Consider the following 15,835-nt stretch of genomic DNA (forward strand, 5'->3'; position numbering starts at 1 on the left):
GCGCATTTACGCGATGATTGCAAAACCCACGCACCCACGCCGTCCCCGCTGGCGCAGCCTGGCCCTGTTGGCCCTGTGCCTGGCCCCTTTGCTGTGGCCGCTGCATCACCTTGCCGAACGCTATTATCAGGACGAACTGGCGTCGCAGAATCGCCAGACCCTGGACCTGTATGTCGCCAACCTGCTCGGCACCCTGCACCGCTACGAAACCCTGCCGCAGATTCTTGGCGAATTGCCGGCGCTGCGCGGCGTACTGGCCGACCCGTTCAAGCTCGAAGCGGTGACCAACGCCAACCGCCTGCTCAAAGACATCGCCCACCAGACCGGTGCCGAGGTGATGTACCTGATGGACGTCAGCGGCAATACCCTGGCCGCCTCCAACTGGGACAAGCGCGACAGCTTCGTGGGCCGCAATTTCGCCTTCCGCCCGTACTTCAACGAAGCCATGGCCGGGCAACTTGGGCGCTTCTTCGGCCAAGGCACCACGTCGGCCAAGCGCGGCTACTTTTTTGCCGCTGCCGTGCATGACCGTGAACGCATCGTCGGGGTATTGGTGGTCAAGGTCGACCTGGACCACACCGAGACCCTCTGGGGCAATACGCCCGAGCAATTGCTGCTGACCGACCACAACGGTGTGGTGATCCTCACCTCGCGGCCTGACTGGCGCTTTCGCGCCACGCGCGAGCTGACCGAGGCCGAGCGCCAGGCGATCATCGCCATCCAGCCCTACCCGACCCAGGCGCCACAGCCGCTGGTACTCAACCAGAACGCTTGGCTGGCCCAGACGCGTGACATCAAGGAGACCGGCTGGCAGGTCAGCATCCTCGCACCACGCATGCTGGTCGACCGTTCGGTGCAAACCGTCATGGCCATCGGTGGCGGCGCACTGCTGGTGCTGATGCTGCTGGCCGGCCTGGTGATGCAACGCCGCCGGCACTATATCGACCGCATCGACTTCGAAGCCCGGGGCCGCCAGGAGCTGGAAAATCGTGTGGCCCAGCGCACCGCCGACCTCGAAGGCCTCAACAACCGCCTGAAAAGCGCGGTACTGGAGCGCGAGAATGCCCAGCAGGAGCTGGTGCGCGCCCAGGACGAGCTTGTGCAGGCGGGCAAGCTGTCGGTGCTCGGCACCATGTCGGCGAGCATCAGCCACGAACTCAACCAGCCCTTGGCAGCCATCCGCAGTTACGCGGAAAACGCCGAGATTCTGCTCGATCACCAGCGCACTGAAGATGCCCGCGGCAACCTCAAGCTGATCGGCGAACTGACCGGGCGCATGGCCTCGATCATCGCTCACCTGCGGGCCTTCGCCCGGCGGGACCGCCATGCGCCGGAAAGCGTGGCCCTGCAGCCGGCGCTGGACGACGCCCTGGCGCTGCTGGCCAAACGCCGCCGAGCGATGGCCGTTGAGCTGATCCGTGACCTGCCCGATGCCACCCTGTGGGTACAGGCCGGGGAGACACGCCTGCGCCAGGTGCTCGGCAACCTGCTGGCCAACGCCCTCGATGCCCTGACTGAAAAAGCCAACCCGCGCCGCCTGTGGCTGAGTGCCGAAAAGCGCGATGACTACGTCTACCTGTTCATCCGCGACAATGGCCCGGGCTTCAGCCGGCAGGCCCTCGAGCACGCCAAGGAGCCGTTCTTCACCACCAAGACCCGCACCCAGGGCCTGGGCTTGGGCCTGGCCATCTGCGAAAGCCTGATGCGTGCCCTGGGCGGTGAACTGCTGCTGGCCAACCACCCGGAAGGCGGCGCCCTGCTCACCCTGCAAATGCGCGTGGCAGCGCCCGGCGCCAACCTGCAACCATCGGAGGACCCCTCGGCATGACCCCCGAGATACAGATCGACAGCCAGGCCCAGGTGCTGCTGGTCGACGACGACCCACACCTGCGCCAGGCCTTGAGCCAAACCCTCGACCTGGCGGGGCTGAAGGTGGTTGCCCTGGCCGACGCCCAAGGCCTGGCCGAGCGCCTGGAGCCCGACTGGCCCGGCGTGGTGGTCAGCGATATCCGCATGCCCGGCATCGATGGCCTGCAACTGCTCGAACAATTGCACGGGCGTGACAAGGAACTGCCAGTGCTGCTGATCACCGGCCACGGCGATGTGCCCTTGGCGGTGCAAGCCATGCGTGCTGGCGCCTACGACTTCCTTGAAAAGCCCTTTGCCAGTGAAGCCCTGCTCGACAGCGTGCGCCGCGCCCTGGCCCTGCGCCGGCTGGTGCTCGACAACCGCAGCCTGCGCCTGGCCTTGAGCGACCGCCAGCAACTGGCCACCCGCCTGGTCGGCCATTCACCTGCCATGCAGCGCCTGCGCGAACAGATCGGCGCCTTGGCCGGCACCCGCGCCGACGTGCTCATCCTCGGCGAAACCGGCGCTGGCAAGGAGGTGGTGGCCCGCGCCCTGCACGACCTGTCCAGCCGCCGCGATGGGCCATTCGTGGCCATCAATGCCGGCGCCCTGGCCGAGTCGGTGGTCGAAAGCGAGCTGTTCGGCCATGAGCCCGGCGCTTTCACCGGCGCGCAGAAGCGCCGCATCGGCAAGTTCGAGTTCGCCAATGGCGGCACGCTGTTCCTCGACGAAATCGAAAGCATGAGCCTGGACGTGCAGGTGAAGTTGCTGCGCCTGCTGCAGGAACGGGTGGTCGAGCGCCTGGGCGGCAACCAGCTCATCCCGCTGGACATCCGCATCATTGCCGCAACCAAGGAGGACCTGCGCCAGTCTGCCGACCAGGGCCGCTTCCGTGCCGACCTTTACTACCGCTTGAACGTGGCACCGCTGCGCATCCCGCCGCTGCGCGAGCGAGGGGATGACATCCTGGTGCTGTTCCAGCATTTCGCCGATACCGCCAGCCAACGCCACGGCTTGCCACCGCAAACCCTGCAGCCGGCGCACCGGGCCATGCTGCTGCGCCATGCCTGGCCAGGCAATGTGCGCGAACTGCAAAACGCCGCCGAGCGTTTCGCCCTTGGCCTGGAGCTGGCGCTCGATAACCAGGCGCCCGCTGCCGCAGCGCCCACAGCCCCGCTTCAGCTGGGCAACCTCAGCGAACAGGTCGAGCAGTTCGAGCGTTCGTTGATTGCCGCCGAACTGGGCCAGCCGCACAGCTCCATGCGCAGCCTGGCCGAGGCACTCGGTATCCCGCGCAAAACTTTGCATGACAAGCTGCGCAAGCACGGCCTCAGTTTTGACGGTGGCCACAGCGGGCCTGACGACCACGAGGACAACCGCCCATGAACAGCGACAGCCAGTACCTGCAGGGCGTCCTGCACAGCGACATTCCCCTGACCCGTGAAATGGGCCTGCAGGTCATCGATTGGCAAGGGCAGAGCCTGCGCCTGCAGCTGCCGCTGGCCGCCAACGTCAACCACAAAAGCACCATGTTCGGCGGCAGCCTGTACTGCGCCGCCGTGCTGGTGGGCTGGGGCTGGTTGCACCTGCGCCTGCGCGAGCTGGGCATCGACGACGGGCATATCGTCATTCAGGAAGGGCAGATCAGCTACCCGCTGCCGGTCACCGGCACGGCAGTGGCGCGCTGCGCCGCACCGGACGAAAAAACCTGGGAGCGCTTCGTTGCGATGTATCAGCGCCGTGGCCGTGCGCGGCTGACGCTGGACACCACGGTTTGCAATGCTGGCAGCGACGAGCCCGCCGTGAGGTTCAGCGGGCAGTATGTGTTACATCGCTGAGGCGAGCTGGATCAGCGCCTGACGCCAGCTGGCAGCCGCGGGAAGGGCCAGGAAGAAGGGGTTGAGCAGGGATTCGCGTGGCGGGTAGCGGAACGGCTGGCCATCCACGCCGATCACTTCGCCGCCTGCCCCTTCCAGCACACCTTGCGCCGCAGCGGTGTCCCACTGCGAGGTCGGCGCCAGGCGCGGGTAGCAGTCGGCGCTGCCTTCGGCCAGCAGGCAGAACTTGAGCGAGCTGCCGATATTGGCCAGCTCCAGCTCACCGACAGCAGCGCCAAGGCCAGACAGCAACGCTTCCTGCTGTGGGCTGGAATGGCGACGGCTGGCCACCACGGTGAAACGACCATCGGCAGGTGGCGCGTTACGGACCTGGACCGGCTGGGGCTCGCCGCCTGCCTCTGCCCGCCAGGCACCCAGGCCTTGGCCACCGAAATAACAGCGCCCGCTGGTGGGCATCGAAACCACGCCAAACACCACTTCGCCGTTTTCGATCAGCGCGATATTGACGGTGAACTCTTCGCTACCCGCGATGAACTCCTTGGTACCGTCCAAAGGGTCGACCAGCCACCAGCGCTGCCAGCCCTGGCGCTCGGCCAACGGAATATTGCAGTCTTCCTCAGACAGCACAGGGATCTGCGGCGCCAGCGCCTGCAGGCCGTCGGCGATAACCCGGTGTGCGGCCAGGTCGGCGGCGGTCACCGGCGAATCATCCGCCTTGTTGGTCACCGCCACGTCGGCGCGCCAGAACGGCAGGATCGCCTGCCCTGCCAGGGCGGCCAGTTTCACCACTTCATGCATCAGTTGCTGGTCGTTCATACGTCGAGCAGCCCCCGTTGAATCAGCAGGTCACGCGCCAGGTACAACGCCGCCAGCGCCCGCCCCTCGCTGAACTGCGGGTGCATGGCCAGCGCCGAGAGTTCGCGAAGGTTGACCTTGTCGACCCGCATCGGCTCCGGCTCGTCGCCCTCCAGCCGCTCTTCGTAAAGGTCGGTGGCCAGCACCACCTGGATCTTCTGGCTCATGTAGCCGGGGGACAGCGACAGCTCGGTCAGGTGTTCCAGCTGACGCGCGCCAAAGCCGGCTTCTTCCTTGAGTTCCCGGTCAGCCGCTGCCAGCACATCCTCGCCCGGTTCGATCAGGCCTTTGGGCAGGGACAGTTCGTATTCATCTGTGCCTCCGCAATACTCCTCCACCAACACCGCGTGTTCGGCATCGAGCATGGCCACGATCATGACGGCGCCGTATCCATTGCCGCGCCCGACCAGGCGCTCGTAGGTACGCTCGTTGCCGTTGCTGAAACGCAACTGCACGGCCTCGACGCGGAACAAGCGGCTGCTGGCGACGATCTCGCGGCTGAGAACGGTGGGTTTCTGGCGCATGGGGCGGCTCCTTGGCGTGAACGGGTTACTATACCGTGGCTTGCCGACTGAACGAGAGTTTCCCATGCCTGTTCTTCCCTGGTCTGCCATCGATACTGTCCTGCTGGACATGGACGGCACGCTGCTCGATTTGCACTACGACAACCGCTTCTGGCTGGAGCACCTGCCCCAGCGCTACGCCCAGGTGCACGGCGTAAGCCGGGCGATGGCCGAAATGGAGCTGCAGCCGCTGTTCGAACGCAATGCCGGCACGCTCAACTGGTACTGCCTGGACTTCTGGAGCCGCGAGCTGAACTTGCCGATCCGCGAACTCAAGCGCGAGATCGCCGACCTGATCGCCCTGCGCCCAGACGCCGATACCTTCCTGGCAGCGATCCGCCAGGCCGGCAAGCGCGTGGTCATGATCACCAATGCGCACCGCGATTCGCTGTCGTTGAAGCTGGAGCGGGTGGAACTGGCGCCGTATTTCGAGCGGCTGATCAGTTCGCATGATTACGGCTACCCGAAAGAAAGCCCGCAGTTCTGGGATGCGTTGCAGGCCGATATCGGGTTCGAGCCTGGGCGCAGCCTGTTCATCGACGACACCTTGGCCATTCTGCGCAGTGCCCAGCGGTTTGGCGTGGGGCATTTGCTGGCCGTGCGCCAGCCCGATAGCCAGGCGGCGCCGCGCGATACCCAGGAGTTTGCGGCAGTCGAGGATTACCGGGAGTTGCTGGTAGGTCTTTAAGGCCAGATCGCCGGCAAGCCGGCTCCCACTGGGTTTGCGCTGAACTTGAGAGCAGCGGAGTACCTGTGGGAGCCGGCTTGCCGGCGATTGGCCGGAGCAGACGATATAGATCTGTCAGTCCGGAATCCGCAGCACCTGCCCCGGATAGATCTTGTCCGGGTGCTTGAGCATCGGCTTGTTGGCTTCGAAGATCTTGTTGTACTGGCCGGCGTTGCCATACACGACCACGGCAATGGCTGACAGCGTGTCACCCTTTTTCACGGTTACGAACCGCGCAGCCTGAACGACCGGCCCAGTTACAGTGATCTGATCATCAACGCTGGCCACACCACTTATGTTGCCGGCCGCGAGGATGATTTTCTCCTTCTCCTCCTGGCTGGCCACCTCGCCCTTGAGGGTGATCTTGTCACCCTCTACCGTAGCGGTGATGTTCGGGTTGCCCAGGCCGACGCTCTCCACGTGTTTCTTCAACTGCTCCTCGGCATTGGCATTGCCTGGGGTCAGCAGGTCGATCAACTTCTCGCCGGCTTCCTTCACGAAACTGAAAAGGCTCATTGCGTTCTCCATGTTGACGATAACCTCGGAAACACGAGTCTAGGCCAGGATTTCCTCCCCCGCCCCACTGCGACCAATCGACGCGGTCTATCAAGGCATAGACCCTAGCGATTAGACGTGACCGGCCCGCAGGCCTAGGCTGGTGCTATCAAAAAGCCGCCGGTAGTCAGCGCCGATGAACAACCAGCCCCGATGAACAGCAAACCTCCGGTCTGCGCGGCCTCGACGCCTCTGGCCTTGCCTGCCGCCAGCAACACCTACGATTACGTCCAGCTCGACGACGCTGCGCGTGCCAGCACGCCGCTGGCCGAAGAAGTCGCCCTGGCTATCGTCTACAACGGCCTCAACCAGGCCGTGATGCTGGTCAGCCCCACCGACCTTGAAGACTTTGCGGTCGGCTTCAGCGTTGGCAGCGGCATTGTCGATGGCACCGCGGACATCTACGACCTGAAGCTCTCCGGCAGCGGCTCGGCGTTGTACGCCGACCTGGAGATTTCCAGCCGCGCATTCTGGAACCTGAAAAACCAGCGTCGCCAACTGGCCGGCACCAGCGGTTGCGGCCTGTGTGGCGTCGAAGCCCTGGAGCAGGCGCTGCCGGAGCTGGCCGAGCTGCCTGGCGCGCCATTGCCACCGGCGCAGTGGCTGGTGGGCCTGCGTGAGCGTATCGATGCCTTCCAGCCTCTGGGCCAGCACTGTGGTGCCGTGCATGCGGCATTGTTCATGAACGCCCAGGGCGAGCTGCTGCTCGGCCGCGAAGACATCGGCCGCCACAACGCCCTGGACAAGCTGATCGGCGCCCTGCTGCGCCAGGTCATCGCCACCGAAGGCGGCCTGGCGATCGTCACCAGCCGCTGCAGCCTGGAGCTGATCCAGAAAGTCCTGCGGGCCGGCATCCAGACCTTGGTCAGCCTCTCGGCCCCTACCGGGCTTGCCCTGCAATGGGCGCGCAAGCACAACCTCAACCTCATTCATCTGCCCAAACACAGTGCACCGCGGGTCTATAGCCCAGCGGCGGAGTCGTAATAGCCGTGACCTCGTACCAGCCTCTTCCAGACAACGCCCCAGCCTCCCCACCACGCTACAAGCCCTACCACGGCCCCGCCGGTGGCTGGGGCGCCTTGCGCAGCGTGGCCAAGGCCTGGGTCGGCAGCGACAATGCGCTGAAGAACCTTCGCGCCCTGCTCAAGACCAACCAGAATGGCGGCTTCGACTGCCCCGGTTGCGCCTGGGGCGACTCGCCCGAAAGCGGCATGGTCAAGTTTTGCGAGAACGGCGCCAAGGCGGTCAACTGGGAAGCCACCAAGCGCCGAGTCGATGCGGCCTTCTTCGCCCGCTACAGCGTCAGCGCGCTGCTTGAGCAGAGCGACTACTGGCTGGAATACCAAGGCCGCCTGACCGAACCGATGGTCTACGACCCGGCCAGCGACCGCTATCAGCCGATCGCCTGGGATGCAGCCTTTGCCCTGATCGCCCGAGAGCTGAACAACCTGGCAAGCCCCGATCAGGCCGAGTTCTATACCTCCGGGCGGGCCAGCAACGAAGCGGCGTTCCTGTACCAGCTGTTCGTGCGTGCATACGGCACCAACAACTTCCCCGACTGCTCGAACATGTGCCACGAGGCCAGTGGCGTAGCCTTGGGGCAAAGCATCGGTGTGGGCAAGGGGACTGTCACCTTCGATGATTTCGAACACGCCGATGCAATCTTCGTCTGGGGCCAGAACCCCGGCACCAACCACCCCCGCATGCTCGACCCGCTGCGCGATGCCGTGAAGCGTGGCGCCCAGGTGGTGTGCATCAACCCGCTCAAGGAGCGCGGCCTGGAGCGCTTCCAGCACCCGCAGAACCCGCTGGAAATGCTGACCAACAGCGACCGGCCGACCAACACGGCGTTCTTCCGCCCGGCCCTGGGCGGCGACATGGCGCTGCTGCGTGGCATGGCCAAGTTCCTGCTGCAGTGGGAGCGTGAGGCGCAGGCCAAAGGCGAGCCGGCGGTATTCGATCACGTATTCATCGCCGAGCATGGTCACGGTGTCGATCAGTACCTGGCGGCAGTGGACGCCACCTCGTGGGCGCACATTCAGGAGCAGTCGGGCCTTGAGCTCGCAGACATCGAGCTGGCTGCACGCATGTACTGCCGCGGCAAACGGGTGATCATGTGCTGGGCGATGGGCATCACCCAACACCGCCACTCGGTGCCCACCATCCAGGAAATCGTCAACCTGCAGATGCTGCGCGGCAACATCGGTGTGCCTGGCGCAGGGCTGTGCCCGGTACGCGGCCACAGCAACGTGCAGGGCGACCGCACAATGGGTATCAATGAACGCCCGCCGGTGGCGCTGCTCGATGCCATCGAAAAACGCTTCAATTTCCCGGTACCGCGGCACAATGGCCACAATACCGTCGAAGCGATCCACGCCATGCTTGACGGCCGCGCCAAGGTGTTCATCGGGCTGGGTGGCAACTTCGCCCAGGCCACCCCGGATACCGAGCGTACCGCCCAGGCCCTGCGCAACTGCGCGCTGACCGTGCACATCAGCACCAAGCTCAACCGCAGCCACCTGATCCACGGCAAACAGGCGCTGATCCTGCCGTGCCTGGGCCGCACCGATATCGACCTGCAGGCCGACGGGCCGCAGGCGGTCACCGTTGAAGACTCTTTCAGCATGGTCCATGCCTCCAACGGCCAGCTCAAGCCGTTATCGACCCACATGCGCTCGGAGCCGGCAGTGGTTGCCGGCATCGCCGCTGCCACACTTGGCAAAAACCCGGTCGACTGGCACTGGCTTGTGGCCGACTACAACCGTATCCGGGACTTGATCGGCGACACCATTGCAGGCTTTGCTGACTTCAACCAGCGCCTGAGCCACCCAGGCGGCTTCTACCTGGGCAACAGTGCAGCCAGCCGCCAGTGGAAGACCACCAACGGCCGCGCCAACTTCAAGGCCAACCTGCTGCCGGACACCCTGCTCGACGAGCGGGTACGCGCCAGCGGCCAGGTACCGGACCTGATCATGCAGTCCATGCGTTCGCACGATCAGTACAACACCACCATCTATGGCCTGGACGACCGCTACCGTGGCGTGCGCGGCCAGCGTGACGTGCTGTTCGTCAACGAGGCCGACATCATCCGCCTGGGCTTCCAGCCGGGGCAGAAGGTCGACATCGTCTCGTTGTGGGGCGATTCGCATGTGCGCCGTGTACAGGGCTTCACCCTGCTGGCTTTCGATATCCCGGCTGGGCAGGCGGCGGCGTACTACCCGGAAGTGAATCCGCTGATCCCGTTGGAAAGCATCGGTGAGGGCAGCCATACACCGACCTCCAAGTTCGTCGCCATCAAGTTGGAGCGGGCGCGCGACGACGGGCGAATCGTGTAATCGAACCGTACGGGTAAAAACGAAAAAAGCCCTGTTCCACAGGGGTTCAGGGCTTTGTCACAATTACCTCAGACACACGAAAATCGATAAAGTTTCATCGATAAAACAGTAACTTAGAGAATTGTGTACAACTCGTGCTACTCGTCGGATTTTCGTTGCCAGCGGCCTCAAGGAACTGCAAATTCGCCCTCGTCATCCTTATGAGGCTCTCTTGATGAAGAAGTACTCCTCGATTCTGTTGTTGTCTTTCAGCTTGCTCAGCGGCGTTGCCATGGCCGGTGGCAATACCGAGGCCGGCATTGGCGGCGCATTGGGTGGGGTACTCGGCTCCGTAGTGGGCAACTCCATCGGTGGTAGCACTGGCGGCGCCATTGGTGCCGGCCTGGGCGGTGCGGCCGGCGGTGCCCTGGGTGCCGACAAGCGCCAGCGTGGTGAGGCCGCTATCGGCGGCGCACTGGGCGCTGCAGGCGGTAACGTGGTCGGTCGCTCGGTGGGTGGTACTACCGGTAGCTACATTGGTGCAGCCGCAGGCGGCGGCGCCGGTGGCGCGCTCGGTAACTACCTGGGCAACGAGGCCGATGATGACGACCGTCACGACGACCGCCGCTACCGTCGCGGCTACGACGACCGCCGTCATTACGACCGTGGCCGCCACTACGGCCACCGCAAGCACAAGCGCCACTGGCGCGACTGATACCTGAGACCATCCTCAGGCAGCAAAAGCCCCGCCCTCACCCGCGGGGCTTTTTTATGCCTGCGAACCGAGCTGCAGGCCCGACAAAATGACTTGCAGCGCCTCCGGCAGCGGTACCGGCCGGCCGCTGGCGCGCTCGATGAACACCTGCACCACGGTCCCTGCCGCACAAGCATCGGCCTCTCCCGGGCGATACAGCGCCAGCCGGTACTCCACCGTGCTGCCTGCAAGGCGAGTGACGCCCAAACCCACCTCTAGCACGTCCGGAAAGCCCGGCAGCGCGAAAAAGTCTGCCGCCGAACTGACCACGAACGCCGCCAGCTCACCTTCACGCAGGTCGAATTCAGCTTGCTCGACCAGAAAGGCCTGGATGGCGGTTTCGAAGAAACCATGCACTGTGGCACCGGCAATGTGGCCGTTATGGTCGTTGTCTTGGGGGCGGGTGAGGATGGGGTGGAAGTGGGAGAACGCGCTGCGCTGAGGGGATTCGGTCATGAGATATCCACAATTGGTTACACCGTGAGGAAGCTTCCCACACCAAGACAGGAAGGACTATAGTCGCAATCAACTATAGATTGCATACCATGGTGTATCTGATGAAACTGAGAAAGACACCGATGCCAACTCATCAATTAGATCATGCCAACTTGAGCCGACTGGTGGAATCGGGCCGAATCAACGCTACGCACATCGTCGGCCAACCGGGTGGCTGGGCCATCCAGGTCGATATCAATCAGCAAGAGCACCTGCTGATTGCCCAACGTAGCGGCAACGTAAGGCTTTTCAAAAAGTTTGAAACCTTGGTCATCTACCTGCGTGAGATGGGCATCGACCATTTCGAGGTGGACACCTCAGCCTTTGACCCTGGCCTGATGAGCACTTACCAACGTCCTGATCGCGCTCAAGCGTTGAAGCGGGCTCATGAAGCAGCCGCTTACGAGGCGTGGTTCGCAGAGCAAGTCGAAGCAAGCCTGAACGATTCGTCGCCCGCGATGGAGGATGAAGAAGCAGAGCTGCTGTTCGCGGCTCGCCGCAGCGAACTCAAAGCCAGAGTCCGCTGATGCGCCTGGCTTGGCGTGAGATGGCCCGCAATGATCGCTTTCGCATTATGGACCATATAGCCCAGGACAATCCCGCTGCCGCCATTTCACTAGACGAAAAATTTGCCGAAAAAGCCAGGCTCGCTGCGCAGACTCCTTCCATGTACAAACCCGGGCGCTATCCGGGGACCCGGGAAATCATCATCCACCCCAACTACGTGATGGTCTATCGGATTACAAGGGAAGCCGTGGAAATCATCCGCATCCTGCATGCAAGGCAGCAATGGCCCTGAAACACAAAAGCCGCCCTTGGGGGCGGCTTTCTCGTTGCAACCGGCGACAGCTTACAGCTGTGGGCCAGCAGCCTTGATTGCGTCGGACACTTCGAACTTCTTGAAGTTTTCAGTGAACAGCTTGGCCAGGCCTTTTGCAGCTTCGTCGTAGGCAGCTTTGTCAGCCCAGGTGTTGCGCGGGTTGAGCAGCTCGGTCTCGACGCCCGGAACGGCCTTCGGCACGTCCAGGTTGATGATATCCAGGTGCTCGGTCTCGGTACCGACCAGAGCGCCGCTCTGGATGGCAGCAATCACGCCACGGGTGGTGGGGATGCTGAAGCGCTTGCCGACGCCATAGCCACCACCGGTCCAGCCAGTGTTGACCAGGTAGACCTTGGAGCCGAAGGCGTTGATACGCTTGATCAGCAGCTCGGCGTATTCGCCAGCCGGGCGCGGGAAGAACGGTGCGCCGAAGCAGGTGGAGAAGGTCGACTTGATGCCGCCGCCCGAACCCATTTCGGTGGAACCGACCAGCGCGGTGTAGCCGGACAGGAAGTGGTAGGCCGCCTGCTCGTTGTTCAGGATCGAAACCGGAGGCAGAACACCGGTCAGGTCGCAGGTCAGGAAGATGACTGCGTTAGGCTCGCCACCCAGGTTGGCTTCGGCGCGCTTGGCGACGTGCTCCAGCGGGTAGGCGGCGCGGCTGTTCTGGGTCAGGCTGACATCGGCGTAGTCGGCGTGCTTGTTGCCGTCCAGGACGACGTTTTCCAGCACGGCGCCATGCTTGATGGCTTTCCAGATGACCGGCTCGTTCTTCTCGGACAGGTCGATGCACTTGGCGTAGCAGCCGCCTTCCATGTTGAAGACAACGCCTTCGCCCCAACCGTGCTCGTCGTCACCGATCAGGTAACGGCTTTCGTCAGCCGACAGGGTGGTCTTGCCGGTGCCGGACAGGCCGAAGAACAGGGTGACGTCGCCTTCTTCACCGATGTTGGCAGCGCAGTGCATTGGCAGCACGTCGGCAGCCGGCAGCAGGAAGTTCTGCACCGAGAACATGGCTTTCTTCATTTCGCCGGCATAACGCATGCCCGCGATCAGTACTTTCTTGGCGGCGAAGTTGATGATGACGCAACCGTCGGAGTTGGTGCCGTCACGCTCAGGCACGCACTCGAAGTTGGCAACGTTGAGAACCTGCCACTGGTCGCGGCCAGCCGGGTTGAACTGCTCAGGGTTGATGAACAGGCAACGGCCGAACAGGTTCTGCCAGGCGGTCTGGGTGGTCATCTTCACCGGCAGGTAGTGCTCGGCGGCAGCCCCTACGTGAACGTAGGAAACGAAGTGATCCTGGGCGTTGTTGAACGCCTCGACGCGGTCCCACAGGGCATCGAACTTGTCGGCCGGGAACTTGCGGTTGATCGGGCCCCAGGCGATGGCGTCCTGGGTGGAAGGTTCTTCGACGATGAAACGGTCAGCCGGCGAACGGCCAGTACGGTGCCCGGTCTCGACGACCAATGCGCCGGTATCGGCTAGCACGCCTTCACCGCGTTGCAGCGCTTCTTTTACCAGCTCATCGACGCTCAGGTCGGTGTACACGGTGTTGTTGGCTTGCGTCATGAGATACCCCATCCGGCCCGAGGCCGAGTGCTCCAAACGTTTTGTAGTTGTCTGTAAAAAACTACTACAGCGAAAAAAGTGGCCGGATTATGCCAGAAACGCCCAAAAAAAGTAGGCCCCTCCTGTCGTAACTGCCCTTTTGCGCAATTCGACAGGAGATTTCCCTGAAATTAAACGTTTCAGTGGCGAGTTTCTGACGCCGTGTCAGTGCCACCACCGGCAAACAGTTGTGCCACATCGCTGGCATCGAAGAAATAACGCTCGTTGCAGAACTGGCAATCGATCTCGACCTTGCCCCCGCACTCCTCGACCAGCTGCTTGGCATCATGCTCGCCAAGACTGACCAGCGCATTGCCGGAACGTTCGCGCGAGCAGCTGCATTTGAAGCGCAGCGGCTGGATATCGAACAGGCGTACGGCGTCTTCATGATAGAGGCGGTGCAGCAAGGTTTCGTTGGCCTCGGCCCACTCCTGCGGCTTGAGGGTGTTGGCCAGGGCAATCACGTGCTGCCAGCTGTCCTCGCGCTCTTCTTCATCACGCTGGCGATCCACCGGCAACTGCTGCAGCAACAGGCCGCGAGCCTTGCCGCCTTCGGCGTTGAGCCAGAAGCGCGTGTTGAGCTGCTGCGACTGCACGAAGTAGTTGGTGAAGCATTCGGACAGGTTTTTGCCGTCGAGCTCGACAGTACCCTGGTAGCGCTGGCCTTTGACCGGGTCGATGGTCAGGGTCAGATGGCCGTCGGGCATCAGCTGCGCCAGCGTCGCGTCGGCTGCTATCTGGTCCGCTTCGTAACGCGCCATGCCGCGGATGTCGCGCTCGCCCGAGCACTCCACCATCAGCAGGGGGATGGGGCCAGCAGAACGCGCCTGCAGGATCAGCAGGCCGTCGAACTTCAGCGCGCCCACCAACAGCGAGGTAGCGGCCATCAGTTCACCGAGCAGAGTGGCAACGGGCTGTGGGTATGCATGACGAGCCAACACCGCGGCGTAGCTGTCATCGAGTGCCACCCACTCGCCGCGAATATCGCGGTCGTCGAAGATGAAACGTTGGGTGAAATCGGTATCCGGCAAATCGCTCATAGGTTTTGGCTATCTAGAAATGATGACAAAATGGTTACACGGAATGTCGAACACTTGCGAGATCCCGTGACAGAGCGCTCACAAGGCGCTCCGATTCCTGATTGCAATAGAGGTATTTTATGGACAATCGACCACTGTTAAAAGCAAGGTGGTCTTGGGGCCCCTTGGCAGCCTGCACTTTGCTGCCCATCGCTCTACTGTGTTTCTGGTTGTGGCCGTTTGGCCAGATCCTGTGCCTGACTTTCGACGAATGGCTGTTCCACAGCCTCAATGCACCGCTGGCCGACAACACCACCTGGCGCTATATCTGGACCGTCGGCAGCCTGCGCCCCTTCGACATCGTCGTTGGCCTGGTCCTTCTGGCCGTGCTGATTCGGGGCGACTGGGTGTTCAAGGCCAGCCAGGTGCGTGAAGCCTTCTTCGGCTTTCTGGTTACGCTGATCCTCTTAGTGGTGATTCGCGCGGTGTTTTCCAAGTGGGTGGATGCAATGGGCTGGCAGCATGACAGCCCATCAATGCTATTCACCAACGCTGTGCACCTGAGCGACTACTACCCGAACCTTGAGAAGGCATGGGAGCTGAAGGACCGTTCCAGCAACAGCTTCCCGGGCGACCACGCCTCGGTATTGCTGATCTGGGCCTTGTTCATGAGCCTGTTCAGCCGGCGCCTGGTCCAGCACCTCGTGATCTGGGGCCTGGCGTTGCTGTTCATGCTGCCGCGCCTGGTCGCAGGCGCGCACTGGGGGCAGGATGACTACATCGGTGGCTTGCTGATGGCAGTCCTAGCGTTGGGCTGGAGCTGCCATACGCCGCTGGCGGCCAAAGGTAGCGCAATGCTGGTGCGGTGGACGGCGCCTTTGTTTGCCCTCGCTGCCAGGCTACCGTTGGTCGGGCGCCTGGCGGTGGTCCGCTAGACGGCTGGGGCTGCTGCGCAGCCCCATTCAATCAAAATTGCCGTGCAGCTGGTGAATCTGCCGCCGCTGCTTCTTGTTCGGCCGGCCGTCGGTGGTCACGCCCATGGCCCCGGCCTTGCGCAGCTCGGCAGCCTGCTCGCGGCGGCGCACACTCTCCTCGGTTTCTGCATACAGGGCCTGCGCTTCAGGCGCGCCCCGGCGTACCACCGACAGCGCCTTGACCACCACGGTACGCTCGTCGAAACCGGTACGCAGCACGAACTCGTCACCCACTCGCGGCTCCTTGCCGGGCTTGCAGCGCTCGCCCCGGCAATGCACCTTGCCACTTTCGATGGCGGCCTTGGCCAGCGCCCGGGTCTTGTAGAACCGCGCCGCCCACAACCATTTGTCCAGGCGTACCTTGTCGTCTTCTTCCGCTTTGTGTGCCATCCCGTTGCCTCGAATTCTGTCTTTCATCGAACTGTACTACCGTAACTGACGGATGCAAAAAGTCCCCGCCGT

17 protein-coding genes are annotated in these 15,835 nt (G+C 63.1%); 10 read left to right on the top strand and 7 right to left on the bottom strand.

All coding sequences use genetic code 11. The features are described 5' to 3' along the window. The first annotated feature begins 13 nt into the window (after window positions 1-13). From JOE27_RS15465 to JOE27_RS15475, 3 genes are read left to right on the top strand one after another with little or no spacing between them, the layout of a single operon-like run. Window positions 14-1,828 (top strand): ATP-binding protein, encoded by a 1,815-nt coding sequence (locus tag JOE27_RS15465; RefSeq protein WP_115273118.1) that lies wholly within the window; start codon window positions 14-16, stop codon window positions 1,826-1,828. Further along, on the top strand, window positions 1,825-3,234 hold the full coding sequence (locus JOE27_RS15470; RefSeq protein ID WP_046788240.1) for a sigma-54 dependent transcriptional regulator: 1,410 nt from the start codon (window positions 1,825-1,827) through the stop codon (window positions 3,232-3,234). The genes JOE27_RS15465 and JOE27_RS15470 overlap by 4 nt, the downstream gene beginning before the upstream one ends. After that, window positions 3,231-3,686 carry a YiiD C-terminal domain-containing protein gene (locus JOE27_RS15475; protein ID WP_039604210.1) on the top strand — a complete coding sequence of 152 codons (456 nt, stop codon included), beginning with the start codon at window positions 3,231-3,233 and terminating at the stop codon, window positions 3,684-3,686. The genes JOE27_RS15470 and JOE27_RS15475 overlap by 4 nt, the downstream gene beginning before the upstream one ends. Here JOE27_RS15475 and cysQ read toward each other — a convergent pair. Next, window positions 3,675-4,502 carry a 3'(2'),5'-bisphosphate nucleotidase CysQ gene (gene cysQ / locus JOE27_RS15480; RefSeq protein WP_119687932.1) on the bottom strand — a complete coding sequence of 276 codons (828 nt, stop codon included), beginning with the start codon at window positions 4,500-4,502 and terminating at the stop codon, window positions 3,675-3,677. The two genes, JOE27_RS15475 and cysQ, sit on opposite strands and share 12 nt — an antisense overlap. Next, window positions 4,499-5,065 carry an ADP compounds hydrolase NudE gene (gene nudE / locus JOE27_RS15485; protein WP_046788238.1) on the bottom strand — a complete coding sequence of 189 codons (567 nt, stop codon included), beginning with the start codon at window positions 5,063-5,065 and terminating at the stop codon, window positions 4,499-4,501. Before nudE ends, cysQ begins: the two co-directional genes overlap by 4 nt. A gap of 64 nt (window positions 5,066-5,129) precedes the next feature. Here nudE and yrfG point away from each other — a divergent pair, with 64 nt between their 5' ends. Then, a complete protein-coding gene (yrfG, locus tag JOE27_RS15490) occupies window positions 5,130-5,792 on the top strand; it encodes a GMP/IMP nucleotidase (RefSeq protein WP_046788237.1) in 663 nt (220 codons plus the stop codon). A 114-nt stretch (window positions 5,793-5,906) separates the two neighbouring features. Here the strand turns inward: yrfG and lysM are convergent, their stop codons facing one another. After that, window positions 5,907-6,347, bottom strand: coding sequence for a peptidoglycan-binding protein LysM (lysM, locus tag JOE27_RS15495; protein ID WP_046788236.1), 441 nt, complete (start codon window positions 6,345-6,347; stop codon window positions 5,907-5,909). Window positions 6,348-6,539: 192 nt separating this feature from the next. On the opposite strand from lysM, the gene fdhD reads away from it, so the two are divergent. From fdhD to JOE27_RS15510, 3 genes are all read left to right on the top strand, one after another. Next, window positions 6,540-7,370 carry a formate dehydrogenase accessory sulfurtransferase FdhD gene (gene fdhD / locus JOE27_RS15500; protein WP_204919167.1) on the top strand — a complete coding sequence of 277 codons (831 nt, stop codon included), beginning with the start codon at window positions 6,540-6,542 and terminating at the stop codon, window positions 7,368-7,370. A 5-nt stretch (window positions 7,371-7,375) separates the two neighbouring features. Then, window positions 7,376-9,721 carry an FdhF/YdeP family oxidoreductase gene (locus JOE27_RS15505; RefSeq protein WP_174141977.1) on the top strand — a complete coding sequence of 782 codons (2,346 nt, stop codon included), beginning with the start codon at window positions 7,376-7,378 and terminating at the stop codon, window positions 9,719-9,721. A 214-nt stretch (window positions 9,722-9,935) separates the two neighbouring features. Then, the gene (locus JOE27_RS15510; protein WP_115273122.1) at window positions 9,936-10,415 is read left to right on the top strand and encodes a glycine zipper domain-containing protein; all 480 of its coding nucleotides are present in this window, start codon (window positions 9,936-9,938) and stop codon (window positions 10,413-10,415) included. 54 nt (window positions 10,416-10,469) lie between these two features. Here JOE27_RS15510 and JOE27_RS15515 read toward each other — a convergent pair whose 3' ends face one another. Beyond that, window positions 10,470-10,910 (bottom strand): thioesterase family protein, encoded by a 441-nt coding sequence (locus JOE27_RS15515; RefSeq protein ID WP_039604534.1) that lies wholly within the window; start codon window positions 10,908-10,910, stop codon window positions 10,470-10,472. Between the two features lie 101 nt (window positions 10,911-11,011). Between JOE27_RS15515 and JOE27_RS15520 the strand changes: the two genes are divergently transcribed. Together JOE27_RS15520 and JOE27_RS15525 are read left to right on the top strand one after the other, a co-directional pair. Continuing rightward, entirely contained in the window at window positions 11,012-11,476 is a 465-nt protein-coding gene (locus JOE27_RS15520; protein WP_223255173.1) for a hypothetical protein, read from the top strand. Then, window positions 11,476-11,748 carry a type II toxin-antitoxin system mRNA interferase toxin, RelE/StbE family gene (locus JOE27_RS15525; RefSeq protein WP_012316715.1) on the top strand — a complete coding sequence of 91 codons (273 nt, stop codon included), beginning with the start codon at window positions 11,476-11,478 and terminating at the stop codon, window positions 11,746-11,748. Before JOE27_RS15520 ends, JOE27_RS15525 begins: the two co-directional genes overlap by 1 nt. A 51-nt stretch (window positions 11,749-11,799) precedes the next feature. Here the strand turns inward: JOE27_RS15525 and JOE27_RS15530 are convergent, their stop codons facing one another. Together JOE27_RS15530 and hslO are read right to left on the bottom strand one after the other, a co-directional pair. Continuing rightward, complete coding sequence (locus JOE27_RS15530; protein WP_012316716.1) at window positions 11,800-13,341, bottom strand: phosphoenolpyruvate carboxykinase; 1,542 nt, start codon at window positions 13,339-13,341, stop codon at window positions 11,800-11,802. Between the two features lie 179 nt (window positions 13,342-13,520). Then, on the bottom strand, window positions 13,521-14,420 hold the full coding sequence (gene hslO / locus JOE27_RS15535; RefSeq protein WP_046788227.1) for an Hsp33 family molecular chaperone HslO: 900 nt from the start codon (window positions 14,418-14,420) through the stop codon (window positions 13,521-13,523). A gap of 119 nt (window positions 14,421-14,539) precedes the next feature. On the opposite strand from hslO, the gene JOE27_RS15540 reads away from it, so the two are divergent. Beyond that, window positions 14,540-15,334 carry a phosphatase PAP2 family protein gene (locus tag JOE27_RS15540; RefSeq protein ID WP_115273123.1) on the top strand — a complete coding sequence of 265 codons (795 nt, stop codon included), beginning with the start codon at window positions 14,540-14,542 and terminating at the stop codon, window positions 15,332-15,334. A gap of 27 nt (window positions 15,335-15,361) precedes the next feature. Here JOE27_RS15540 and JOE27_RS15545 read toward each other — a convergent pair whose 3' ends face one another. Next, window positions 15,362-15,763 (bottom strand): S4 domain-containing protein, encoded by a 402-nt coding sequence (locus JOE27_RS15545; protein ID WP_012316719.1) that lies wholly within the window; start codon window positions 15,761-15,763, stop codon window positions 15,362-15,364. Window positions 15,764-15,835 lie beyond the last annotated feature (72 nt).

It is taken from the genome of Pseudomonas sp. M5, assembly GCF_016907075.1.
GTDB classification, from domain to species: domain Bacteria; phylum Pseudomonadota; class Gammaproteobacteria; order Pseudomonadales; family Pseudomonadaceae; genus Aquipseudomonas; species Aquipseudomonas putida_E.

What these genes read in the sequence shown, in the direction of transcription:
- JOE27_RS15520 (WP_223255173.1), top strand. Translation starts at nt 11,012, where the DNA reads ATGAAACTGAGAAAGACACCGATGCCAACTCATCAATTAGATCATGCC.
- JOE27_RS15470 (WP_046788240.1), top strand. Translation starts at nt 1,825, where the DNA reads ATGACCCCCGAGATACAGATCGACAGCCAGGCCCAGGTGCTGCTGGTC.
- JOE27_RS15530 (WP_012316716.1), bottom strand. Translation starts at nt 13,341, where the DNA reads ATGACGCAAGCCAACAACACCGTGTACACCGACCTGAGCGTCGATGAG.
- JOE27_RS15475 (WP_039604210.1), top strand. Translation starts at nt 3,231, where the DNA reads ATGAACAGCGACAGCCAGTACCTGCAGGGCGTCCTGCACAGCGACATT.
- JOE27_RS15465 (WP_115273118.1), top strand. Translation starts at nt 14, where the DNA reads ATGATTGCAAAACCCACGCACCCACGCCGTCCCCGCTGGCGCAGCCTG.
- lysM (WP_046788236.1), bottom strand. Translation starts at nt 6,347, where the DNA reads ATGAGCCTTTTCAGTTTCGTGAAGGAAGCCGGCGAGAAGTTGATCGAC.
- fdhD (WP_204919167.1), top strand. Translation starts at nt 6,540, where the DNA reads ATGAACAGCAAACCTCCGGTCTGCGCGGCCTCGACGCCTCTGGCCTTG.
- JOE27_RS15545 (WP_012316719.1), bottom strand. Translation starts at nt 15,763, where the DNA reads ATGGCACACAAAGCGGAAGAAGACGACAAGGTACGCCTGGACAAATGG.
- JOE27_RS15515 (WP_039604534.1), bottom strand. Translation starts at nt 10,910, where the DNA reads ATGACCGAATCCCCTCAGCGCAGCGCGTTCTCCCACTTCCACCCCATC.
- JOE27_RS15510 (WP_115273122.1), top strand. Translation starts at nt 9,936, where the DNA reads ATGAAGAAGTACTCCTCGATTCTGTTGTTGTCTTTCAGCTTGCTCAGC.
- nudE (WP_046788238.1), bottom strand. Translation starts at nt 5,065, where the DNA reads ATGCGCCAGAAACCCACCGTTCTCAGCCGCGAGATCGTCGCCAGCAGC.
- JOE27_RS15525 (WP_012316715.1), top strand. Translation starts at nt 11,476, where the DNA reads ATGCGCCTGGCTTGGCGTGAGATGGCCCGCAATGATCGCTTTCGCATT.
- yrfG (WP_046788237.1), top strand. Translation starts at nt 5,130, where the DNA reads ATGCCTGTTCTTCCCTGGTCTGCCATCGATACTGTCCTGCTGGACATG.
- hslO (WP_046788227.1), bottom strand. Translation starts at nt 14,420, where the DNA reads ATGAGCGATTTGCCGGATACCGATTTCACCCAACGTTTCATCTTCGAC.
- JOE27_RS15540 (WP_115273123.1), top strand. Translation starts at nt 14,540, where the DNA reads ATGGACAATCGACCACTGTTAAAAGCAAGGTGGTCTTGGGGCCCCTTG.
- cysQ (WP_119687932.1), bottom strand. Translation starts at nt 4,502, where the DNA reads ATGAACGACCAGCAACTGATGCATGAAGTGGTGAAACTGGCCGCCCTG.